General features: G+C 71.7%; 21 protein-coding genes. 10 read left to right on the forward strand and 11 right to left on the reverse strand.

The genetic code is table 11. The features are described from left to right. Window positions 1-110 precede the first annotated feature (110 nt). The 4 genes from KVT44_RS35710 to KVT44_RS35725 all read left to right on the forward strand — a co-directional run bounded on the left by KVT44_RS35710 (window position 111) and on the right by KVT44_RS35725 (window position 3,252). Window positions 111-719, forward strand: coding sequence for a DUF1349 domain-containing protein (locus KVT44_RS35710; protein WP_054232288.1), 609 nt, complete (start codon window positions 111-113; stop codon window positions 717-719). Window positions 720-783: 64 nt separating this feature from the next. Next, window positions 784-1,290 (forward strand): GNAT family N-acetyltransferase, encoded by a 507-nt coding sequence (locus tag KVT44_RS35715; protein WP_217571552.1) that lies wholly within the window; start codon window positions 784-786, stop codon window positions 1,288-1,290. 77 nt (window positions 1,291-1,367) lie between these two features. Beyond that, window positions 1,368-2,087, forward strand: a complete 720-nt coding sequence (locus tag KVT44_RS35720; RefSeq protein WP_217571554.1) for a DsbA family oxidoreductase — start codon at window positions 1,368-1,370, stop codon at window positions 2,085-2,087. A 115-nt stretch (window positions 2,088-2,202) separates the two neighbouring features. Next, window positions 2,203-3,252, forward strand: coding sequence for an aminotransferase class V-fold PLP-dependent enzyme (locus KVT44_RS35725; RefSeq protein ID WP_254650354.1), 1,050 nt, complete (start codon window positions 2,203-2,205; stop codon window positions 3,250-3,252). Window positions 3,253-3,332: 80 nt separating this feature from the next. On the opposite strand, the gene thpD is transcribed toward KVT44_RS35725, so the two are convergent. From thpD to KVT44_RS35750, 5 genes are all read right to left on the reverse strand, one after another. Further along, on the reverse strand, window positions 3,333-4,244 hold the full coding sequence (gene thpD / locus KVT44_RS35730; RefSeq protein ID WP_217571558.1) for an ectoine hydroxylase: 912 nt from the start codon (window positions 4,242-4,244) through the stop codon (window positions 3,333-3,335). A 6-nt stretch (window positions 4,245-4,250) separates the two neighbouring features. Further along, entirely contained in the window at window positions 4,251-4,655 is a 405-nt protein-coding gene (locus KVT44_RS35735) for an ectoine synthase (protein ID WP_099923372.1), read from the reverse strand. Between the two features lie 62 nt (window positions 4,656-4,717). Further along, the gene (ectB, locus tag KVT44_RS35740) at window positions 4,718-5,989 is read right to left on the reverse strand and encodes a diaminobutyrate--2-oxoglutarate transaminase (RefSeq protein ID WP_190170346.1); all 1,272 of its coding nucleotides are present in this window, start codon (window positions 5,987-5,989) and stop codon (window positions 4,718-4,720) included. A gap of 91 nt (window positions 5,990-6,080) precedes the next feature. Beyond that, on the reverse strand, window positions 6,081-6,620 hold the full coding sequence (gene ectA, locus KVT44_RS35745; RefSeq protein ID WP_217571559.1) for a diaminobutyrate acetyltransferase: 540 nt from the start codon (window positions 6,618-6,620) through the stop codon (window positions 6,081-6,083). Between the two features lie 533 nt (window positions 6,621-7,153). Continuing rightward, window positions 7,154-8,254, reverse strand: coding sequence for an aminotransferase class V-fold PLP-dependent enzyme (locus KVT44_RS35750; protein ID WP_308314200.1), 1,101 nt, complete (start codon window positions 8,252-8,254; stop codon window positions 7,154-7,156). Window positions 8,255-8,491: 237 nt separating this feature from the next. Here KVT44_RS35750 and KVT44_RS35755 point away from each other — a divergent pair, with 237 nt between their 5' ends. From KVT44_RS35755 to KVT44_RS35775, 5 genes are all read left to right on the forward strand, one after another. Further along, on the forward strand, window positions 8,492-9,340 hold the full coding sequence (locus tag KVT44_RS35755; protein WP_217571563.1) for a transporter substrate-binding domain-containing protein: 849 nt from the start codon (window positions 8,492-8,494) through the stop codon (window positions 9,338-9,340). Then, window positions 9,337-10,170: an amino acid ABC transporter permease gene (locus KVT44_RS35760; protein WP_217571564.1), complete on the forward strand. Its 834-nt coding sequence runs from the start codon at window positions 9,337-9,339 to the stop codon at window positions 10,168-10,170. Before KVT44_RS35755 ends, KVT44_RS35760 begins: the two co-directional genes overlap by 4 nt. Continuing rightward, complete coding sequence (locus KVT44_RS35765; protein ID WP_308314199.1) at window positions 10,167-10,982, forward strand: amino acid ABC transporter ATP-binding protein; 816 nt, start codon at window positions 10,167-10,169, stop codon at window positions 10,980-10,982. Before KVT44_RS35760 ends, KVT44_RS35765 begins: the two co-directional genes overlap by 4 nt. A gap of 35 nt (window positions 10,983-11,017) precedes the next feature. Then, window positions 11,018-12,109 (forward strand): amidohydrolase family protein, encoded by a 1,092-nt coding sequence (locus KVT44_RS35770; protein WP_217571565.1) that lies wholly within the window; start codon window positions 11,018-11,020, stop codon window positions 12,107-12,109. 291 nt (window positions 12,110-12,400) lie between these two features. Further along, window positions 12,401-13,303: an SCO1860 family LAETG-anchored protein gene (locus tag KVT44_RS35775; protein WP_217571566.1), complete on the forward strand. Its 903-nt coding sequence runs from the start codon at window positions 12,401-12,403 to the stop codon at window positions 13,301-13,303. A gap of 314 nt (window positions 13,304-13,617) precedes the next feature. On the opposite strand, the gene cobC is transcribed toward KVT44_RS35775, so the two are convergent. The 6 genes from cobC to cobM are packed head-to-tail and all read right to left on the reverse strand — an operon-like array spanning window position 13,618 to window position 19,986. Beyond that, complete coding sequence (gene cobC, locus KVT44_RS35780; RefSeq protein WP_217571567.1) at window positions 13,618-14,697, reverse strand: Rv2231c family pyridoxal phosphate-dependent protein CobC; 1,080 nt, start codon at window positions 14,695-14,697, stop codon at window positions 13,618-13,620. Beyond that, complete coding sequence (locus tag KVT44_RS35785) at window positions 14,687-15,622, reverse strand: sirohydrochlorin chelatase (protein WP_099923380.1); 936 nt, start codon at window positions 15,620-15,622, stop codon at window positions 14,687-14,689. The genes cobC and KVT44_RS35785 overlap by 11 nt, the downstream gene beginning before the upstream one ends. Further along, on the reverse strand, window positions 15,619-16,221 hold the full coding sequence (locus KVT44_RS35790) for a precorrin-8X methylmutase (RefSeq protein ID WP_217571638.1): 603 nt from the start codon (window positions 16,219-16,221) through the stop codon (window positions 15,619-15,621). The genes KVT44_RS35785 and KVT44_RS35790 overlap by 4 nt, the downstream gene beginning before the upstream one ends. 5 nt (window positions 16,222-16,226) lie before the next feature. Continuing rightward, window positions 16,227-17,918 carry a precorrin-3B C(17)-methyltransferase gene (gene cobJ / locus KVT44_RS35795; RefSeq protein WP_217571568.1) on the reverse strand — a complete coding sequence of 564 codons (1,692 nt, stop codon included), beginning with the start codon at window positions 17,916-17,918 and terminating at the stop codon, window positions 16,227-16,229. Then, window positions 17,915-19,165, reverse strand: a complete 1,251-nt coding sequence (gene cbiE / locus KVT44_RS35800) for a precorrin-6y C5,15-methyltransferase (decarboxylating) subunit CbiE (RefSeq protein ID WP_217571569.1) — start codon at window positions 19,163-19,165, stop codon at window positions 17,915-17,917. Before cbiE ends, cobJ begins: the two co-directional genes overlap by 4 nt. Further along, window positions 19,162-19,986: a precorrin-4 C(11)-methyltransferase gene (cobM, locus tag KVT44_RS35805; RefSeq protein WP_217571570.1), complete on the reverse strand. Its 825-nt coding sequence runs from the start codon at window positions 19,984-19,986 to the stop codon at window positions 19,162-19,164. The genes cbiE and cobM overlap by 4 nt, the downstream gene beginning before the upstream one ends. Window positions 19,987-20,105: 119 nt before the next feature. Between cobM and KVT44_RS35810 the strand changes: the two genes are divergently transcribed. Beyond that, on the forward strand, window positions 20,106-20,840 hold the full coding sequence (locus KVT44_RS35810; RefSeq protein ID WP_217571571.1) for a ZIP family metal transporter: 735 nt from the start codon (window positions 20,106-20,108) through the stop codon (window positions 20,838-20,840).

The following is a 20,840-nucleotide window of genomic DNA, read 5'->3' on the forward strand; positions in this document are numbered from 1 at the left end:
GTAGCGCCGTTGGGGTTGTGGTTGTTCGCGGGCTGCGGGCTCGTTGTGGTTGATCGCGCAGTTCCCCGCGCCCCTTCGGGGCGCGGGAGTGGACCTGAGAGACTCGGTGAATGGACGTCGAACTTCCCGAACTTCCCTTCCCGCTCCGTACCTACGGGCCTGACGGGCACTGGTCGCACGAGGACGGGATACTCACGGGCTGGGCCGGCCCCCGCCAGGACCGTTTCGTACCGCCCACCGACGAGGCACTGGACCCCGCCTCCGACGCGCCCCGTCTCCTCGGGGCGCCCGAGGGGGACTTCCAGCTGATCGCCCGCGTCACGGTCGGCTTCGGCGCGGCCTTCGACGCGGGGGTCCTCTACGTCCATGTGGGGGAGCGGGCCTGGGCGAAGCTCTGCCTGGAGTACTCCCCGGACGTGCCCACCGTCTGCACGGTGGTCACCCGGGGGCACTCCGACGACGCCAACTCCTTCACCGTGGACGGCAGTTCCGTCTGGCTGCGGATCAGCCGCACGGGTCGGGCCTTCGCCTTCCACGCCTCCCGCGACGGCAAGCGCTGGACGTTCATCCGGCTCTTCACCCTGGGTGAGGAGAAGGAGACGTCCGCCGCGCTCGTCGGCTTCATGACGCAGTCGCCGATGGGGGAGGGGTGCGTGGTGACGTACGACGGCATCGAGTTCCGCCCGAACTGGCCCAAGGACCTGAGAGACGGCAGCTGACCGTGGGTGGGGGGTCGGCCGCGGGGTGGGAACCGTGGCCCCCCTCCACCACGTCCTCCGCTGCATGATCAGCACACCCCGCACCACGGGCCCCCTCGTCATCAGAACCGCGCTGCCCAGCGAGGCCGCCGCCATCACCGAGCTGCACGTCCGCGCCCGCTCCACGTACTACCCGGACGGCCTGCCCTTCGGCGACGTGGACTGGGTCGCCGCGTGGCGGGGCAGCATCGAGCGCCCCGAGGCCCATGTCCTGTGCGCGGTGCGTGACGGGCACCTGGTGGGCATCGCCTCCTTCCGGACGGCCGACGACGCGCCCGCCGACACCGTGAAGCTCTTCCAGTTCCACGTCGATCCCGACTGCTGGCGCCAGGGCATCGGCCGGGCACTGCACACGGCCTGCCTCGAACAGTGGCGGGCCGACGGCAAGCACACGGCCACCCTCGACGTGCACGTCGACAACGCCCGCGCTCAGGCCTTCTACGCCCGCCAGGGCTGGGTCCCGGACCCGGAGAACGCGCCCGCCGAAGGCGATCACCACCTCTTCCTGCGGTACGCCGTCACCGGGGAATGAAATCGGCCGTTTGAACGTTCACATACTCCTGCCCCCGGAGGGGCCCGTATTCGTACGACCTGGAGAGAGCCGAAGACATGCGCGTCGAGATCTGGTCGGATATCGCCTGTCCCTGGTGCTACGTGGGCAAGGCCCGCTTCGAGAAGGCGCTGGACGCCTTCCCGCACCGTGACGAGGTCGAGGTCGTGCACCGCTCCTTCGAGCTGGACCCCGGTCGCGCCAAGGGCGACATCCAGCCCGTGCTCAAGATGCTGACCAAGAAGTACGGCATGAGCGAGGCACAGGCGCAGGCCGGCGAGGAGAACCTGGGCGCGCAGGCCGCAGCCGAGGGCCTGGACTACCGCACCCGGGACCGCGACCACGGCAACACCTTCGACATGCACCGCCTCCTCCACTTCGCCAAGGAGCGGGGCCGCCAGGACGAGCTGATCGGCCTGCTGTACAAGGCGAACTTCGCCGAGGAGCGGACCGTCTTCGGCGACGACGAGCGGCTCGTCGAGCTGGCCGTCGCCGCCGGGCTCGACGCCGACGCGTCCCGCGAGGTGCTGGCCGACCCGAAGGCGTACGCCGACGAGGTGCGCGCCGACGAGCGCGAGGCCGCCGAGCTCGGCGCGAACGGCGTGCCGTTCTTCGTCCTGGACCGCAAGTACGGCGTCTCCGGCGCCCAGCCCGCCGAGGTGTTCGCACAGGCCTTGACCCAGGCGTGGGGCGAGCGTCCGCCGCTGAAGCTGATCCAGGACGGTGCCGCCGACGCGGAGGCCTGCGGCCCGGACGGATGCGCCGTACCGCAGCCGTAAGCCGTCCGGCACGGCGGTGAAAGCGCAGGTCGGGGCGGACGTATAAGCAGTCCTTACCGGAACCACTCAAAACTCCGTAATGGACGAGAGGTGCTCGGGACCGCACAGTGGTCTCATGGAGACCTTCGAGAGCCTCGTACGAGCCGAGTTCGCCCCGAAGAACACCTATCTGAACACCGCGAGCTGCGGACTCCTGCCGGCGCGCACGGTCGAGGCCATGCGCGCCGCCGTCGAATCCGTCGCCGACGGGCGGCCGTCCGACATGTTCGACGACGTGGAGGCCGCCCGCGCCGCCTTCGCCCGGCTGGCCGGGGTCCCCGCGGGCCGGGTGGCGGCCGGGGCCTCGGTCGCCGTCTACAGCGGACTGATCGCCGCCTCGCTGCCGCCGGGCGCCGAAGTCCTCACCGCGGAGGACGATTTCAGCTCCGTCGTGAACCCCTTCCACGTCCGTGGCGACCTCAAGCTGCGCGCCGTACCGCTGGAGCGGATCGCCGAGTCCGTACGTCCGGGCACCGCGCTCGTCGCGGTCAGCGCCGCGCAGTCCGCGGACGGGCGGATCGCCGATCTGGCGGGCATCGCCCGGGCCGCGCGCGAGCACGGGGCGCGTACGTACGTCGACGTCTCCCAGGCCGCCGGCTGGCTGCCGATGGAGGCCGACGCGTACGACTTCGTCTCCTCGGTCGCCTTCAAGTGGCTCGTCTGCCCTCGGGGCGTGGCCTTCCTGGTCGTTCCGGAGGACCTCGGCGGGCTCACTCCGGTGTTCGCCGGCTGGGTCGCGGGTGAGGCGCCCTGGGACAGCTGCTACGGCCCGGTGGCGGAACTCGCCCACTCGGCGCGGCGGTTCGACGAGAGCCCCAGCCTCTTCTCGTACGCGGGCGCCCGGCACTCGCTGGCGCTCGTCGAGGAGCTGGGCGTGGCGAACGTACGCGCCCATGACCTCGCCCTCGCCGACCGTTTCCGCGCCGGGCTCCAGGGGCTCGGCCACGCGCCGGTCTCCGCCCCCGCCTCGCCGATCGTGTCCGTGCCCGGACTCGGCCGGCGGCAGCAGGAGTTGAGCGAGGCCGGGGTCGAGGTCTCAGACCGGGCGGGCAATCTGCGCGCGGCCTTCCACCTGTACAACACCCCCGCCGACGTCGACCGACTGCTGGACGTCCTGTCCGGCTGACCCCGGCGGGGGCTTCTTCACGCTCGTGGCTACGTCACGCCCACGGTCACTTCACGCCCGCGGTCACTTCACGCCCGCGGTCACTTCACGGGCGTGAAATCACGGGCGCCGATGAACTCGGGCCTGCGGACCGGCGCCGCGAACGGCTCCACCGCCGTGTTCTCCACGCTGTTGAACACGATGAAGACGTTGCTGCGCGGGAACGGGGTGATGTTGTCCCCGGAGCCGTGCATGCAGTTGCAGTCGAACCAGGTCGCCGAACCGGCCCGGCCCGTGAAGAGCTTGATGCCGTGCCGGTCGGCGAAGCGGGTCAGCGCCTCGTCGGACGGGGTGCCCGCGTCCTGCATCTGGAGCGACTTCTTGTAGTTGTCCCGCGGGGTGGCTCCCGCACAGCCGAGGAACGTCTTGTGCGACCCCGGCATGATCATGAGGCCGCCGTTGGTGTCGTGGTTCTCGGTCAGCGCGATCGACACGGACACGGTCCGCATGTTCGCCAGCCCGTCCTCGGCGTGCCAGGTCTCGAAGTCCGAGTGCCAGTAGAACCCGCCGGCCCCGAAGCCCGGCTTGACGTTGATCCGCGACTGGTGGACGTAGACGTCCGAGCCGAGGATCTGCCGGGCCCGCCCGACGACCCGCTCGTCGCGTACGAGCGCGGCGAAGACCTCGCTGATGCGGTGCACCTCGAAGACGGACCGGATCTCCTGCGTGGCGGGCTCGACGATCGAGCGCTCGTCGGCGCGGATCGCCGGATCGGTGACCAGCCGCTCCAACTCGGCCCGGTAGAGGGCGACGTCGTCCTCGCCGATCAGCTCCTCGATCGCGAGGAAGCCGTCACGCTCGTACGCCTGGAGGTCGGGCACGGAGAACGGCCCCGGCGTGCCGGGCGTGCCCCAGACGACCGGGTCCTGGCGGGGGACGGACACCTCGGCGGCGCCGCGGCTGGGGTAGAGATCGGTGACGTTGGTCGTGCTGGTCGTGGTGGTCGTGGTCATGGGGCTTCAGACCTCCTCGGGTTCGGTGAGCACCGGGTAGACGCCGTTCTCGTCGTGGTCCTCCCGTCCGGTGACGGGCGGATTGAAGACGCAGACGCACCGGAAGTCGGTCTTGGGGCGCATGGTGTGGCGCTCGTGGCCGTCGAGCAGGTACATCGTGCCGGGCGAGATCCAGTGCGTCTCACCGGTCTCGTCGTTGGTCAGCTCGGCCTCGCCCGCCACGCAGAGCACGGCCTCGATGTGGTTCGCGTACCACATCGACGTCTCCGTACCCGCGTACAGGACCGTCTCGTGGAGGGAGAAGCCCACCTTCTCCTTGGCGAGGACGATGCGCTTGCTCTCCCAGGTACCCGTCGCGGCCTTCACATGCCGGTCGGTGCCTTCGATGTCCTTGAACGAACGGACTATCACGGTGGTGCCGTGCCTTTCTGTCAGATCTGTCAGATGTCTGCCGGACGTCTGTCGGTCGTCTGTCAGACGGTTTCGCGTACGGCGCGGGCGAGGGTGCGCAGGCCCTCGTCGAGCTCGTCGGGGGTGATGGTGAGCGCGGGGAGGAGTTTCACGACCTCGCTCTCCGGCCCTGACGTCTCGATGAGCAGCCCGAGTTCGAAGGCGCGCTGCGCGACGCGCCCCGCACGCTCCTTCTCGTGGAACTCGAGGCCCCAGACGAGACCGCGCCCCCGGTACTCCTTCACGTCGGCGAGGTTCTCCTCGGTGACGGAGATCAGGGCCTGCTCGATCTGCTCGCCGCGGGCACGGGTCTGCTTCTCCATGGCGGACCCGTCGGACCAGTACGTCTCCAGGGCCGCGGCGGCGGTGACGAACGCGGGGTTGTTGCCGCGGAACGTGCCGTTGTGCTCGCCCGGCTCCCAGACGTCCAGTTCGGGCTTGAACAGGCACAGCGACATGGGCAGCCCGTACCCGCTGATGGACTTGGACACGGTCACGATGTCGGGCACGATCCCCGCCTCCTCGAAGGAGAAGAAGGCTCCCGTCCGCCCGCAGCCCATCTGGATGTCGTCGACGATGAGCAGCATGTCGCGCCGCCGGCACAGGTCGGCGAGGGCGCGCAGCCACTCGGGCCGGGCGACGTTGATGCCGCCCTCGCCCTGCACGGTCTCGACGATGACCGCGGCGGGCTGGTTGAGCCCCGACCCCTGGTCCTCGAGCAGCCGCTCGAACCAGAGGAAGTCCGGCACCTGGCCGTCGAAGTAGTTGTCGAACGGCATCGGGGTCCCGTGCACGAGCGGAATCCCGGCACCGGCCCGCTTGAAGGCGTTCCCGGTCACGGCCAGCGAGCCCAGCGACATCCCGTGGAAGGCGTTGGTGAAGGACACGATCGCCTCGCGCGCCTTCACCTTCCGCGCCAGCTTCAGCGCGGACTCGACGGCGTTGGTGCCCGTCGGCCCCGGGAACATGACCTTGTACGGCAGGTCGCGCGGCCGTAGGACGAGGTTCTGGAAGGCCTCCAGGAAGGCGCGCTTGGCGGTCGTCGACATGTCGAGACCGTGGGTGACGCCGTCGCGCTCCAGGTAGTCGATGAGGGCCCGTTTGAGTACGGGGTTGTTGTGCCCGTAGTTGAGGGACCCCGCACCGGCGAAGAAGTCGAGGTACTCGTGCCCGTCCTCGTCGAACATCCGGCTGCCCCGGGCCCGGTCGAAGACGGTGGGCCAGCTGCGGCAGTAGCTGCGCACCTCCGACTCCAGGGTCTCGAAGACGCTCAGGTCGGGCTGGATGATGGTCACGGCGAATCGCTCCTCGGTGCGTGGGGGGAGGGGGGAGAAGTCAGGGGGGAAGCCAGGGGGGTGTCCGGGTCGGCCGGGGGCCGGCCCGGGGTCAGCTGGGGAGCGGACCGATCCGGTAGAGCACTTCGGGGTCGTGCGGTCCGTCCGGGAACTGCCCGGCCTCGAACAGCACTTCGTGCTCGACGCGCGCGCCGTGGCGTCGCGCGTACGAGGTGAACAGGCGCTCGGAGGCGGTGTTGCCGGGCGTGATCGTGGTCTCGACGGCGGTGATCGTCCGCTGCTCCGTGACCCGCGCGGTCAGCCCGTCGAGCAGGGCCGCGGCCAGTCCGCGTCCGCGGTGGGCGGCGTCGACGGCCACCTGCCACACGAGCAGGGTGCCCGGATGCTCGGGCCGGACGTACCCGGTGACGAAGCCGACGGGCACGCCGTCCGCGTCGCGCGCCACCGCCGACGTGCCGGCGAAGTCACGGCACCACAGCAGATAGCTGTACGAGGAGTTCAGGTCGAGGGTTCCGGAGTCCTTGGCGATATGCCAGAGCGCGGCTCCGTCCGCCACCTTCGGACGGTCGATCCGAAGGCCCTCCGGCATTTCCAGGAATTCCGCTTGCAGGTCTGCTTGTGCGGCGGTCATGCGGATTGAATTTACCGAGGGAAATCTCAAATTGCATCGTCGTCCGGGGTTACGCACGACGCGCCGTTGTGTTATCACGCGCCCGTGAGAGCCCTGTGCTGCGGGTGGTGTAAAGGGACGGTTTGCCCGGAAAATAGGGGAGGAAGTGGGCGCGCTGTGGAGTGCGTCACAGACACGTAATGGCCACGAGACGTGCCCGAATTACGTCGTTGGCGTTCGCGAAATCTTTGCGTTTAGGGTCCGGGAAAGCGGGCAGAAGAATACGGGAAGCTAATCTTCGAGTTAATGCAAGAATAAGCATGGTGAGCGCCTCGTCAATTGATGCACGATTAAGCCTCGGTAAGCCCGTCGATTCCCTCAGCTCGTCGCGCAGTTCCCCGCGCCCCTGGGGCGCGGGGCTGCGCCCCGGCGCCCCATCGGCCTGACGGCCTCGTCCTCACGCGCCGGACGAGCTGGGGGCTTTGAGGGGCGCGGGGAACTGCGCGACCAGCCCCCACCCACCCGCAGCCGACACACTCACCCGTGGAGTACGGCTAGGCCCAGGCCTTCGTCGTCGTGCGGCGTGCCGCTTCCAGGTCGATCGTGAGGCCGGACTCGGCCATCGCCGCCCCCAACGCCGCGAGGCAGGAATGCACGACCCCCGGCGTCGCATCGGGGCCGTAGTGGTTCACCCGGATCATCTCCTTCGCCAGCGCACCCCCACCCGCGACCAACGGCAACACCGGATCCGCGGCCAACGCCTTCGCGACCAGCACCCCCGCATCGACCCCGGACGGCGCCCGCAACGTCGTGGCGACCGGCGCCGCGTCCCCCGTCTCGTACACATACGGCTCCAGCCCGCCACCGAGAGCGACCGCCCCCGCCCGCGTGGCCGCCGCCGCCAGGGCATGGCGGCGCATCACCGCGTCGAGTCCCTCCCCCTCGATCCGCTCGACACACGCCTCCAGCGCCAGCATCTCCAGCTGCGCCGGCGCGTGCAGCAGCGCCTTGCGCCCGCCGTCGACCCACCGCTCCTTCCAGTCCAGCAGGGAGAGGTAGGACCGACGAGGCGCCCCGGGATTGGCGGCCATCCGCGCCCACGCCCGCTCGCTGACGGACACGGCCGACACCCCGGCCGGCCCGCCCATCGCCTTCTGCGCCCCGATCACGCACAGGTCGACTCCCCACGCGTCCGGCAGCACCGGCTCCGCGCCGATCGAGGCGACGGCGTCGAGGTAGAACAGCGCGCCGTGCGCACGCACCACCTCGCCGATCTCCGCGACGGGGTTCGTGTTGCCCGTCGCCGCCTCCGCGTGCACCAGCGAGACGAAGTCGATCGCCGGATGCTCGGCGAAGGCGTCACGCACCTGCGCGGCCGTCACCGCCGTGTGGAACGGCACCGCGAGGTCGATCACCGTCGCGCCGCAGTCCCGCAGCCAGTCCCCGAAGGTCTGCCCGTACGGCCCGGTGATCACGTTGAGCGCGGTGGTGCCGGGCCCGGCCGTGGCGCGAATGGCACCCTCCAGGGGCAGCAGCGCCTCGCCCTGCATGATCACGACGTCCTGCTCGGTGGAGAGCAGCCGCGCCACGCGGTCCTCGATCGCCGCGAAGTGTGCGGCGCTCAGCGGGGCGAGGTCCAGGAAGGGGTGGGTCACGGCGGTGCTCTCTTCGCTCACGGGTTCCAATTGCGCAGCCCCGAGCGTATCCGGCGTCCTTGTCACGCCCGCGGCGATCCTCGGTCGTACGAGCGGACACCCCCAGGTCGTACGGCCGGATGGCCCCGCGAGGCATGACTTCTGAGGCCGAACGGCGCAACAGCCATCGGATTGGTTTGAGCGAGTCAAACCTTTCCTTATAATCGGAATCCTCCATTCCCCCCACAGGAGGTCTCCGTGAACTCGGTCCTCGGACGCCGGACGCGCATTCTGGCCGCCACCACCGCCACGGCCGGGCTGCTGCTCGTGGCCGGCTGTTCCTCGGGCGGCGGTGGGGGCCAGAGCAGCGCCAAGGGCGTTCCCCTGGTCAAGACGGGCCAGGTCACGACCTGCACCCACCTCCCGTATCCGCCGTTCCAGTCGGAGATCAACGGCAAGGTGCAGGGCTTCGACGTCGCGCTGATCGATCTGGTCGCGGGGAACCTCGGCGTGAAGCAGGCCATCGTCGACACGCCCTTCGAGAACTTCAAGACGGGCGCGTTCCTCAACTCCGGCCAGTGCGACCTCGCCGCGGCCGGCATGACGATCACCCCGGAGCGCAAGAAGAACGTCGACTTCTCCGACCCGTACTTCGACGCCACCCAGGCCGTCCTGGTCGACAAGAAGAGCGGCGTCAACTCCCTCGCCGACGTGAAGGCCAAGGGCAAGAAGCTCGGGGCCCAGGCGCAGACCACGGGCGAGGAGTACGCGGCGAAGCAGGGCTTCGACTCGGTCTCCTTCGAGTCCTCCGACGCGGTCCTGAGCGGCCTGCGCACCGGCCAGGTCCAGGCCGTCGTCATCGACTACCCGGTCGTCCAGGGCTGGCTGAAGGACAAGGCGAACGCCGACGCCTTCAAGGTGGTCGACAACCTCAACACCGGTGAGCAGTACGGCTTCACGGTCAAGAAGGGCAACACCAAGCTCCTCGCCGAGATCAACAAGGCGATCAAGCAGGCCAAGGCCGACGGCACGTACAAGAAGCTCTACGAGAAGTGGATCGGCCCGTACCCCGCGTCCTCGGCCACCGCCTCGCCGTCCGCCTCATGAGCGATGCCGACACACGACTCCAGCCCCGAAAGTCCGGCCTGACCCGGCGCCAGAAGCGCGCCCTCTCGCGCGGCGCGCAGTACGTCGTCTTCGTCGCCGCCGTGATCGCCTTCGCGGTCGCGGCGGACTGGGGACGTCTGAAGAACCAGTTCGCGCAGTGGGACCTGGTCAAGCAGATGTTCCCGGACGTCATCACTCTGGCGCTGAAGAACACCGTGCTCTACACGATGTCCGGCTTCGTCGTCGGTCTCGTGCTCGGCCTGGTCATCGCCCTGATGCGGCTGTCCCCGGTGGGTCCCTACCGCTGGCTCGCCGGCGTCTACATCGAGATCTTCCGCGGCCTGCCCGCCCTGTTGATCTTCGTCTTCGTGGGTGTCGCCGTGCCCTTGGCGTTCCCGGGCACGGAGATCCCCGGCGGTACGTACGGCAAGGTGGCGCTCGCGCTCGGCCTGGTCTCGGCCGCGTACATGGCCGAGACGATCCGCGCGGGCATCCAGGCGGTGCCCAAGGGACAGATGGAGGCGGCCCGCTCGCTGGGCTTCTCGCACGCCCGGGCCATGGTCTCGATCGTCATCCCGCAGGCGTTCCGCATCGTGATCCCGCCGCTCACCAACGAGCTCGTCCTCCTCTTCAAGGACTCCTCGCTGGTGCTGTTCCTCGGGGTCACGCTGGAGGAACGCGAACTCACCAAGTTCGGGCGCGACCTGGCGAGCCAGACCGCCAACTCCACACCGATCCTGGTCGCGGGCCTGTGCTACCTGCTCGTCACCGTGCCGCTCGGATTCGTCGTACGCCGCCTGGAGGCCAAGGCCGGGGAGGCCACCAAGTGACCAGCACCAGCAGTAGTTCCAGCACCAGTACTCCAGAGATCCACGTCCGGGACCTCCACAAGTCCTTCGGCGACAACGACGTCCTGCGCGGTATCGACCTGGAGATCGGACAGGGCGAGGTCGTCTGCGTCATCGGACCCTCCGGCTCCGGCAAGTCCACCCTGCTCCGCTGCGTGAACCTCCTGGAGGAACCCACCAAGGGGCAGGTCTTCGTCGGCGGTACCGAGGTCACGCACCCCGACGTCGACATCGACGCCGTACGCCGCCGGATCGGCATGGTCTTCCAGCAGTTCAACCTCTTCCCGCACCTGTCGGTGACCGAGAACCTCACGCTCCCGCAGCGCCGGGTGCTGAAGCGGGACAAGGAGGAGGCGGCCAAGGTCGCCGCCGAGAACCTGGAGCGGGTGGGCCTGTCCGAGAAGGCGGACGCCTACCCCTCCTCCCTCTCCGGCGGCCAGCAGCAGCGCGTCGCGATCGCCCGCGCGCTCGCCATGGGGCCCGAGGTGATGCTCTTCGACGAACCGACCTCGGCGCTCGACCCGGAGCTCGTCGGCGACGTGCTCGCCGTCATGCGCAGGCTCGCCCACGAGGGCATGACGATGATGGTCGTCACCCACGAGATGAGCTTCGCGCGCGAGGTCGCCGACCGGGTCGTCTTCATGGACGGCGGCGTGATCGTCGAGGACGGCGCCCCCGCGCAGGTCATCGGCAACCCGAGCCACGAGCGCACCCGCCACTTCCTGTCCCGGCTGCTGGACCCGGCGATGGCGGAGGTCGAGGAGGACGTGGAGGAGGGGGGAAAGGGGCTGTAGCGCCTCCCCGTTCGGCACGAATTAAGGTGCGGTGCATGAGCGATCGCGCGGTGCTGCACGTGAAGGGGCGGGTGCTCGTCGGGCCCGACGACGTCCGGGACGAACTGTGGGTCGTCGGCGGGAGGATCTCCTACGAGCGTCCCCCCGGCGCCCGTGACATCCGTACCGTCGAGGGCTGGGCCCTCCCGGGTCTCGTCGACGCGCACTGCCACGTCGGCCTCGACGCGCACGGGCCCGTACCCGACGACGTCTCCGAGAAGCAGGCGCTCACCGACCGCGAGGCCGGCACCCTGCTCATCCGGGACGCGGGCTCGCCCTCCGACACCCGCTGGATCGACGACCGCGCCGACCTCCCGAAGATCATCCGCGCGGGCCGGCACATCGCCCGCACCCGCCGCTACATCCGCAACTACGCGCACGAGATCGAGCCGGAGGACCTGGTCGCGTACGTCGCCCAGGAGGCACGGCGCGGCGACGGCTGGGTGAAACTGGTCGGCGACTGGATCGACCGCGAGACGGGCGACCTCGGCGCCTGCTGGCCGCGCGAGGCGGTCACGGCGGCGATCGCCGAGGCGCACCGCCTTGGCGCACGGGTGACCGCGCACTGCTTCGCGGAGGACTCGCTCAGGGACCTGGTCGAGGCGGGTATCGACTGCGTCGAGCACGCGACCGGCCTGACCGAGGAGACGATCCCCCTCTTCGCCTCCCGAGGGGTCGCGATCGTCCCCACCCTCGTCAACATCGCCACCTTCCCGCAGCTCGCCGCCGGGGGAGAGACGAGGTTCCCGCGCTGGTCGGCGCACATGCGGGCACTGCACGAACGCCGCTACGACACCGTGCGCGCCGCCTACGACGCCGGAGTCCCGGTCTACGTCGGCACCGACGCGGGCGGTTCGCTGGCCCACGGTCTGGTGGCCGGCGAGGTCGCCGAACTCGTCACCGCGGGCATCCCACCGGTCGAGGCGCTGTCCGCGACGACCTGGGGCGCCCGGCGGTGGCTCGGGCGGCCGGGGCTCGACGAGGGCGCGCCCGCCGACCTCGTGGTGTACGAGGGGGATCCGCGCGCGGACGTACGGGTGCTGGCGGCTCCGCGCCGGGTCGTGCTGAACGGGCGGGTTATCGGCTAGCGGCGGAGAGGTCGTCGGTCGCCCGGTCGTCCGGTTGACGGAGCGTTACGCGTCCGCAGGCCGCCTCGTTACGCACCACCGTGCGCGCTCCGGAGCGTCGACCGGCGTGTTCGGGGCGGGGCTGTTGAGTGGGTGACAGCGGGGAACATCCGTGCCCAGCGGTGTCGGAAGATTCGAACGAACTCCCGGAAACCCCACGTTGGAGTGAAGTCACGTCAGGTTGCTGACTGTTCACTCTCGGTGCGTAATTCTTGCCGGGTCCCAAGCTGTTCTCTCCTGGGGGTCCCACCCTTGAACGCCCACACCAACTTCCGCATGCCCGCACGCCGTTTCACCGCCACCGCGGCGGCCACCGTCCTCGCCGCCGGTCCGATGGTGCTGGCCGGTGCGGGTTCCGCGCACGCGAGCGCCGACCACGGTCGTGCCAGCGCCGTCGTGCTGCGCACCGGGCTCGACGTGTCCCTGCTCAACAAGACCGTGAACGTCCCGCTCGCGGTCTCCCTCAACGAGGTGCGGGCGCCGCAGAGCGCCGAGCGGACCGCGCTGACGGCGAGGCTGGACGGGGTCGACGGTGGGCAGCCGTTCAGTGTGCTGCGGGCGGATGTCGCCTCCGCGAAGGCGACGGTGTCCGCGTCGGGGGCCGAGGCGTCCACGAACCTCACCCATGCGCGGATCCATGTCCCCGGGCTGCCGTTGCTGTCCCTCATCGAGGTCGGGCAGGTGACCTCGAAGGCGACCTGTGAGGCGGGCCGCAAGCCCGTGGCTTCCGCCACCCTCCTGGGCGGGGTGACCGTCCTCGGTAAGAAGGTGACGTTGACGGTGGGCGGTCCGACGGAGGTGAAGGTGCCGGGGGTCGGTGAGGTCCGGCTCGACTTCTCCAAGACGCGGACCACGTCCCGTACGGCGGCGGCGTCCGCGCTCGAACTCAAGGTCTCCGTCAACCCGTTGAAGCTGAACGTGGCGGATGTGGAAGGCACCCTGACCCTTGGGTCCGTCACCTGCGAGTCCCCGTCCGCGCCCGCTGTCTCCGTGTCGGCCCCTCCTCCCGACATCAAGCCCCAGGGGGCACCGGCGGAGTCGGGCCTCGCCGAGACCGGCGGCACGTCGACGACTCCGTACGTGGTGGGGGGCGGGGTCGTGCTCCTGGCCTCGGGCGCAGCGGCCGTAGCCCTGGCCCGCCGCCGCCAGGCCTGACCCCGCCCTGTCCCCGCCCCCGCCGCCCCTACCCGTCCCATCCCTGGGGGCTACGCCCCCAGACCCCCGGGTGGGTTTGCCGGCTGCGGGCCGGTGGGGGCTGCGCCCCATCGGCCTGACGGCCTCGTCCTCAAACGCCGGACGGGCTGAAGATGCGCGCAGCGCCCCTTCAGGGGCGCGGGGAACTGCGCGACCAGCCCCCACCACCCGCAGTCGAAGAATCCACCCGGGGGGTCTGGGGGCGGAGCCCCCAGGTTGAGGATGGGACGGGTAGGGGCGGCGGGGGCGAGACAGGCCCTTGCCGTACCCGCCCCTCATCGCCCAGCCACGACCATCGCCCGATCCAACGCCTGGAGGAATCCATTGACGGTGGCCCGGTCTCGCACGGCCAGGCGGAGCCAGTCGTCCCCCAGCCCCGGAAACGTGTCCCCACGCCGCACCGCGAACCCCAGCCCCCGCAACTGACGCCGCACCACCACCGCCCGAGGCAGCCGAATCAGCACGAACGGCCCCTCGGCGGGCTCGACGACCCGCAACCCGTCGGGCTCGAACTCCCGGAGCCCCGCGACGAGATGGGCCCGGTCGGAGGCGACCCGCCGAGCCGCGTGCGCGGCCTCGGCGAGCGCCCGGGGCGACACGCACACCTCGGCCGCCGCGAGGGCGGGCGTGGAGACGGGCCAGAGCGGCTGCGCACGGGCCAGCTCGCGGACCGTGTCCGGCGCGGCCAGGACGTACCCGATCCGCAACCCCGCCAGCCCCCACGTCTTCGTGAGGCTGCGCAGCACGACAAGCCCGGGAATGTCCGTCCGCCCGGCCAGCGCCTCCCGCTCACCCGGCACCGCGTCCATGAACGCCTCGTCGACCACCAACGTCCGCCCGGGCCGGGCGAGCGCGGCGATCGCGGCCGCCGGGTGCAGCACGGACGTCGGATTGGTCGGGTTGCCGATCACGACGAGGTCCGCGTCCTCGGGTACGGCCGCGGGATCCAGCCGAAAGCCGTCCGACTCGCGCAACAACACCCGGTCGACCGTGTGGCCGGCATCCCGCAGCGCCGCCTCCGGTTCGGTGAACTGCGGGTGGATCACGACCGGCTGACGGACCTTCAGAGCGCGGGCCAGAAGTACGAACGCCTCCGCCGCGCCCGCCGTCAGGAGCACCCGCTCCACCGGCACCCCGTGCCGCGCCGCCACCGCGGCCCGCGCGGCCCGCCCGTCCGGGTAGGCCGCGAGGCCGTCCAGCGACGCGGCGACGTGCTCGCGCAACCACGCCGGAGGCGTGTCCGCACGGACGTTCACGGCGAGATCGGTGAGCGCCGAGCCGTCGTCCCGCACCTCGGCGTCCCCGTGGTGCCGCAGATCGTGCGCGTCGCCCCCGTACGCGCCCTCAGTGCGCATGCGCGTGCCCGCCGTGGTGGTGCCCGTGGTGATGTCCGTCGTGGTGGTGCCCGTCGTCGTCCGGGTGGAAGTGCGGCTGCTGGGGGAGGCCCACCTTGTCCTCGAAGCCGGGCAGCGCGATGCGGTAGACGCAGGAGTCGCAGTTCATCCGCAGGTCGCCCTTGACGGCCTCCCGGTACCGCTCCATGACCAGGTCGAGCAGCTCCGGCTCGGGGCCGATGACGTCGGCGGACCGCACCTCGACGTCCGGGTGCGCGGCCGCCCAGCCCTCGGTCTGCTGCCGCACCCGGTCGGGGAGGATGCCGGTGAACAGGAAATACGGCAGCACCACAACCCTCCGCGCGCCCAGCTTCACACAGCGGTCCAGGCCCGACGGGACGTCCGGCGCCGCCAGCGACACGAACGCCGTCTCGACGCCCGCGTACCCGCGCCCCTCCCACAGCAGCCGCGCCGCCTTGTGCACCTCGGCGTTGGCGTCCGGGTCGGTGGAGCCGCGCCCGACGAGCAGCACGGTGACGTCGGACCGGTCCTGCGGCGTACGGACCGTGCCGCCGAGCGCCTCGTCCAGCCGCCGTTCGAGCACCGCCAGCAGTGACGGGTGCGGGCCCAGCGGGCGCCCGTAGGTGTACGAGATCCCGGGGTGCCGCTCCTTCTCGCGGGCCAGCGCCGCCGGGATGTCCCCCTTGGCGTGCCCGGCGGACACCAGCATCAGCGGGACGGCGGCGAACCGGCGTACCCCCTGCTCGACCAGTTCGGTCACGGCGTCACCCAGCGGCGGCGGCGACAGTTCGATGAACCCTCCGGCGACGGGCAGTTCGGGGTGACGGTGCCCCAACTGCCGTACGAAGTCGCGGAAGGCCTCGGCTCCGGCCGCGTCCCGGGTGCCGTGTCCGGCGATGAGCAGGGCGGGGGGCGGGGTGGTCACGAAAACTCCTTGGTTGCGGGGTGGTACAGCAGGGCGTTGAGCGCGGCGGCGGCGACCGCCGAGCCGCCCTTCTCGGACACGTTGCTGACGGCGGGCAGCCCGCTGTCGCGCAGCGCGGCCTTGGACTCGGCGGCGCCGACGAAGCCGACGGGCAGACCGATGACGAGCGCCGGGTCGGCGTCGAGGGTCAGCAGCTCCTCCAGCGCGGTCGGCGCACAGCCGATCACCCAGAGCGCGCCGGGCCCGACGTCCTCGTACGCGAGCCGGATCGCGTGGGCCGAACGGGTCAGCCCCGGGCCGGACTTGGCGTCCTTGAGGCGGCAGACGGTGTCGCGGCGCGTGATGCCAGCCGCGACCATCTCCACGTCCACCACGACCGGCGCCCCGGCGTGCAGCGCCGTGTGCGCCTTCGCCAGGGCGCCCTCGTCGGTGACGAGGTCGTCCGCGTATTCGAGGTCGGCCGCGGAGTGGATGACCCGCTCCACGACCGCCCGCGTCAGCGGCGGGAAGTGCGAGGTGTCCAGGCGGGCACGCAGCCGCCGGAAGGACTCCTGCTCGATGGGGTGCACGACCCGGTTCTCCGGGAACACCTGGCTCACTCGGCTCACTTGGGGTCCTCCTGCCAGCGGTAGCCGCGCGGTGTCACCATGCGCCCGGCGATCTCACGCGTCGCCGTGTTGCCCACGGTCACGACGGTCATCATGTCGACGATCGCCGGATCCAGGGACCCCAGCGACGTCACCCGGCTCGACTCGTCCAGCCGGGAGGCGTTGCGGACGACCCCGACCGGCGTCGTCGGCTCCCGGTGCTCGGCGAGGATCGCGAGCGCCTTCGGGAGCTGCCAGTCGCGGCCCCGGCTGCGCGGGTTGTAGAAGGTCACGACGATGTCCGCCTCCGCGGCGGCCCGCACCCGGCGCTCGATGACCTCCCACGGTGTGTGCAGGTCGGAGAGGCTGATCGACACGTGGTCGTGGCCCAGCGGCGCTCCCAGGATCGCCCCGGCCGCGAGCGCGGCGGTCACGCCCGGCACCCCGACCACGTCGATGTCGTCGGACGCCTCGGCCAGCGCCGGTGACGCCATCGCGTACACGCCCGCGTCCCCGCTGCCGATCAGCGCGACGGCCTGCCCGCGCCGGGCCTCGGCGACCGCCGTGCGCGCCCGCTCCTCCTCGGCGCCGAGCCCGGACTCCAGGATCCGGGTGCCGGGGCGCAGCAGATCGCGGATCTGGTCGACGTACTGGTCGAGCCCGACGAGCACCGACGCCCGCCGCAGCTCCTCCTTCGCCCGCGGGGTGAGCAGGTCACGGGCGCCGGGCCCGAGCCCGACCACCGCGAGCCGCCCGCGCGCCACGCGGCGCACGACGGCACAGGTGGCCATCGCGGGCCGCCCGTCCGCACGCGTCGACTTCCGCTTGGGTACGAGGAGTTCACCGCCGCGTACGAGGGCGGCGGCCTCCGCGACGGACGGGGTGCCGACGGCGGTGAGCGGTGCGTCCGAGGGGTTCGGCACGTCCACCGTCGCCAACTCCTCGGCGGTGTACGTCACCACGGGCACCCCGAGCCGTCCGGCGGCCTCGACGATGCCGGGCTCCTCGGCCTTGGCGTCGACGGTGGCCAGCTCCGCGACGGACCTCGGGGACAGCCCGGCGCCACGGAGTACGTCCTCGACGAGTGCGAGAATCTCCGCCATCGGGGCGCCCTTGGACGCGCCGACCCCCACCACGAGGGAGGGCGGCCGCAGCAGCACCTCGCGCTCGCCGGGCGCCACGGCCCGGTCGGTGACACGAATGCCGTACGCGCCCTCCGTCGCGACCGGCAGGGGCGGCAACGGCCACGCCAAGTCGGCCCGCAGGGCGACGGTTTCGCCGTCCAGCAGCGCCCGGGTGACCGCGGCGACCTCGCCCTCCACGGGGAAGCCGAGCGTGTCGAGACCCGGCACTCCGACCGCGTCCGTCGCCGTCGTCACCACCGGCTCGGCCCCGAGCAACTCGCCCACCTCGCGGGCGAGTTCATTGGCGCCGCCGCCGTGACCGCCGACGAGCGACACGGCGAACCGGCCGACCTCGTCCACGCACACGACCCCCGGGTCGGACGTCTTGTCGCCCAGCAGCGGTGCGACCAGCCGCACCACCGCGCCCGTGGCGAGGAAGCACACCAACTGGTCGCACTCCACGAAGGCCCGCCGCACGGCGTCCCCGACGGACCCGTCGTACACCCGCGTACGGGTGGGCCAGGCCGAGGCCAGCCGGTCACGGGCCGCCGCGCCCGCCGCCGTGGCGGAAATCAGGCCGATCACTGGAGCACTCCTTCGGTACGCGCCGGAGGCCGGACGCCCCACAGCAGAAAAACGGGGTTGGTGGCCGCGAGCCGGGTGACGTTCCCCGGCAGCGGCGCGAGCCGGGAGGACTGCAGCAGTACGCCGTCGCAGTCGAGCCCGGCGGCGGTCAGCGCCTCCCGGGCCGCCGGCACCCGGTCGAGCGCGGCCATGGCGACGACGACGGCCCGCCGGGCCCGCCGTGCGCAGACGGTCACGATGGCGGGCAGCTCGCGCCCCCCGCCACCGATGAAGACGGCGTCCGGATCGTCCAGGTCGGACAGCACGGTGGGCGCGGCCCCGTGCACCACCCGGACGTCGACGCCGTGCGCCTCGGCGTTGGCGAGGATCCGGTCGCAGCCGTCCCGTGTCTTCTCGATCGCGGTGACGGCGGCCCCGAACCGCGCGCACTCGACGGCGACGGACCCGGAGCCCGCGCCGACGTCCCAGACCAGCTCGCCGAGGCGCGGCCCGAGCCGGGCCAGCGCCAGCGCCCGCACCTCGAACTTGCTGATCATCGAGTCGCGGTGGGTGAACTCGCGCTCGTCCAGGGCCCACCGGTCGGGTCCGGCCGGGGGCCCGGCGACCGTCCGCACGGGGGCGAGGGCCCGCGACTCGTCGAGGCACAGGACGACACTCACCGCCGTGCCCCAGTCGCGGCCCGCGGCCTCCGCCGGGGTGACCCGCTCGACACGCTCGTGTGCGGGGTCGCCGAGGGCGCTCGCCACGACGAGGACGCGCCCGGCGCTGTGGTGGGCGAGGGCGGCGCCCAGTTCGGCGGGCCCGGAGCCGGGGCCGGTCAGCACCGCCACCTTCGGGTGCGAGCGGCAGACCTGGACGGCCGTGCGCAGCGCCCGCCCGTGGGCGCTCACCACCACCGCGTCGTCCCAGGGCAGCCCGAGCCGCGCGAAGGCGGTCGCGACGGACGAGACACCGGGGCGCACGTCCAGCCGCTCGGCCCCGAACCGCTCGGCCAGCGCCCGCACGATCCCGAAGAACCCGGGGTCACCGGAGGCGAGCACGACGACGCGCCGCTCCTTTTCCAGGCATCCCTCGATCGCGTCGAGGGCGGGCGCGAGCGGCCCGAGGACGATCCGCTCCACCGCGTCCGGCAGCCGCGCGGCCGCCAGATGGCGTCGGGCGCCCACGACGAGCCCGGCCTCGGCCAGCGCGTCCGAGGCGTCCGCGGAAAGCGGTGCCCCCGTCCCCGTACCGAAGACGGTGATCACGAAGGACTGCCCTTGCGGGCCGCGCGCAGCTCCGCGCGTGCCTGTGGATCGGCCCTGCGGAAGCCGTGGAAGTGACCGGGGTGGTAGAGGTGCGAGCGGGTGCCGGTCGCGTCGAGGGCGGGGCCGACCAGGAAGAGGGTGTGCTTCCAGAGCTTGTGCTCCTTGACGGTCTCCTCCAGCGTCTCGATCGTGCACTTCACGATCAGCTCCTCCGGCCAGGTCGCCTGGTAGGCGACCACGACCGGCGTGGACGTCGGATAGCCGCCCTCCAGCAGCTCCCGTACGAGCTGTCCGCTGCGGGCGGCCGACAGGAACAGCGCCATGGTCGTGCCGTGCCGCGCGAACTCCCGCACCTCCTCGCCGGGCGGCATGGGCGTCTTGCCGCCGCCGAGCCGGGTGAGGATCACGGACTGCGCGACCTCGGGGATCGTCAGCTCGCGCTGGGCGAGCGCGGCCACGGCGGAGAAGGAGGAGACGCCGGGAATGATCTCGGTCTCGACGCCGAGGTTCGCACACCGGTCCAGCTGCTCCTGCGTACCGCCCCACAGGGCCGGGTCGCCGGAGTGGATGCGGGCCACCTTCAGCCCGTCGGCCGCCGCCCGCTCGTACACGGCCACGACGTCCTCCAGGGACATCGTCGCCGAGTCCAGGATCTCCGCCCCCTCGCGCGCGTGCTCGAGGACCTCGGCCTGCACCAGGCTGGCCGCCCAGATCACGACGTCGGCCTCGGCGATGGCGCGCGCGGCGCGGAAGGTCAGCAGGTCGGCGGCGCCGGGCCCTGCCCCGACGATGGTCACCTTGCCGGTGGGGGCATCGGCCATGGGAATCGGTCCTCTCCTACGGATGAATCGGGTGCTGCGAGAAGTCGGTGGGCGCGTCAGTGGGCGCGAGGTTGTCGCCGGATGTGCGCGAACGGGGTGCGATCGGATACGAAGGGCTCATGGCGGTCTTCGTCGCGCTCGGCGCGTTCCTGATGACGCTGGCCGGCGGCTGGACGGCACAGCGGGTCACCGACCGCCGCCACCTGGTGCTGGGCCTGGCGGGTGGGCTGATGCTCGGCGTGGTCGGCCTGGATCTGCTCCCGGAGGCGCTGAAGGCGGCGGGCGAGGAGGTGTTCGGCGTACCGGCGGCCCTGCTGCTGTTCGTCGGCGGGTTCCTGTTGGCCCATTTGGTGGAACGGCTGCTGGCCGCCCGGCAGGTCGCGCACGGCGGCGAGGAGCACAACGGACGCGCGCCCGAGGTGGGCCTGACGGCCGCCGCGGCGATGGTCGGGCACAGCGCCATGGACGGCGTCGCGATCGGCGCCGCCTTCCAGGTCGGCGGCGGCATGGGCCTGGCGGTCGCGCTCGCGGTGATCGCCCACGACTTCGCGGACGGCTTCAACACGTACACGATCACGAGCCTGTACGGGAACGCGCGCCGCAAGGCGATCACGATGCTGTTCGCGGACGCGGTGGCCCCGGTGATCGGCGTCGCCTCGACCCTGTTCTTCACCATCCCGGAGCAAGCGCTCGGCGGCTATCTCGGCCTCTTCGGCGGCGTACTGCTGTACCTGGCCGCCGCCGAGATCCTCCCCGAGGCGCACCACGAGCACCCGGCCCGCTCGACCCTGCTGTGCACGATCGCGGGCGCGGGGTTCATCTGGCTGGTGGTGGGTCTCGCCGGAAGCGGGTGA

This window comes from Streptomyces sp. GbtcB7, assembly GCF_019091445.1.
GTDB lineage: Bacteria > Actinomycetota > Actinomycetes > Streptomycetales > Streptomycetaceae > Streptomyces > Streptomyces mirabilis.

What these genes read in the sequence shown, in the direction of transcription:
- KVT44_RS35710 (WP_054232288.1), top strand. Translation starts at nt 111, where the DNA reads ATGGACGTCGAACTTCCCGAACTTCCCTTCCCGCTCCGTACCTACGGG.
- KVT44_RS35715 (WP_217571552.1), top strand. Translation starts at nt 784, where the DNA reads ATGATCAGCACACCCCGCACCACGGGCCCCCTCGTCATCAGAACCGCG.
- KVT44_RS35720 (WP_217571554.1), top strand. Translation starts at nt 1,368, where the DNA reads ATGCGCGTCGAGATCTGGTCGGATATCGCCTGTCCCTGGTGCTACGTG.
- KVT44_RS35725 (WP_254650354.1), top strand. Translation starts at nt 2,203, where the DNA reads ATGGAGACCTTCGAGAGCCTCGTACGAGCCGAGTTCGCCCCGAAGAAC.
- thpD (WP_217571558.1), bottom strand. Translation starts at nt 4,244, where the DNA reads ATGACCACGACCACCACGACCAGCACGACCAACGTCACCGATCTCTAC.
- ectA (WP_217571559.1), bottom strand. Translation starts at nt 6,620, where the DNA reads ATGACCGCCGCACAAGCAGACCTGCAAGCGGAATTCCTGGAAATGCCG.
- KVT44_RS35760 (WP_217571564.1), top strand. Translation starts at nt 9,337, where the DNA reads ATGAGCGATGCCGACACACGACTCCAGCCCCGAAAGTCCGGCCTGACC.
- KVT44_RS35770 (WP_217571565.1), top strand. Translation starts at nt 11,018, where the DNA reads ATGAGCGATCGCGCGGTGCTGCACGTGAAGGGGCGGGTGCTCGTCGGG.
- cobC (WP_217571567.1), bottom strand. Translation starts at nt 14,697, where the DNA reads ATGCGCACTGAGGGCGCGTACGGGGGCGACGCGCACGATCTGCGGCAC.
- cobM (WP_217571570.1), bottom strand. Translation starts at nt 19,986, where the DNA reads ATGGCCGATGCCCCCACCGGCAAGGTGACCATCGTCGGGGCAGGGCCC.
- KVT44_RS35810 (WP_217571571.1), top strand. Translation starts at nt 20,106, where the DNA reads ATGGCGGTCTTCGTCGCGCTCGGCGCGTTCCTGATGACGCTGGCCGGC.